Source organism: Vibrio sp. 10N.222.55.C6, from assembly GCF_041473395.1.
In the GTDB taxonomy this organism is placed as follows: Bacteria; Pseudomonadota; Gammaproteobacteria; order Enterobacterales; family Vibrionaceae; genus Vibrio; species Vibrio crassostreae_C.
The window spans coordinates 1-476 of the sequence record NZ_JBFRSD010000935.1 but is presented as its reverse complement, the minus strand read 5'-3'; the positions used below and the strand labels follow the sequence as shown (position 1 = coordinate 476).

At 47.3% G+C, this 476-nt stretch carries 1 protein-coding gene; it reads right to left on the bottom strand.

Going from position 1 to position 476, the window contains the following annotated elements; translation table 11 throughout:
• On the bottom strand, nucleotides 1-476 hold a 476-nt coding region (locus AB4486_RS26930; RefSeq protein WP_372119839.1), incomplete at both ends, for a LysR family transcriptional regulator.

Here is a 476-nt window from a genome sequence, read left to right as displayed (position 1 = left end):
AAGACAGTTATGGTCAATCAAATCGGAAGGTACATGTGGCGTCCCAGCCTTAATCAGATAATCCGGTGACGCAGCCACCACAAACTGACTGTCGGCTAATCGCTGCGCAATGTAACCTTCAGGCAAATCTTCATTGTTGGTGATCCAGAGATCCAAGCGCTCTTCAATCATGTCCACCTTATAGTCGAACAAGTGGACCTCGATTCTCAACTGAGGATAAAGCTGTCTGAGTTGATCAATCGCCGGAATGATATGGAGTGTGCCAAATGACTGCGACAAACCGACGCGTAGTATTCCAGAGATATCATCGCGCTGGCTGTCCATATCCATCTGAGCTGCTTTCACCGTGTTAAACAGCTGCTCACAATGTTGATAGAACACGTCTCCCGCTTCAGTGAGCGTTAAGCTTCGTGTTGTCCTTTGCACCAGCTTGATGCCTATAGAGTCTTCAAGCAAAGCGACTTGCTTACTGATAT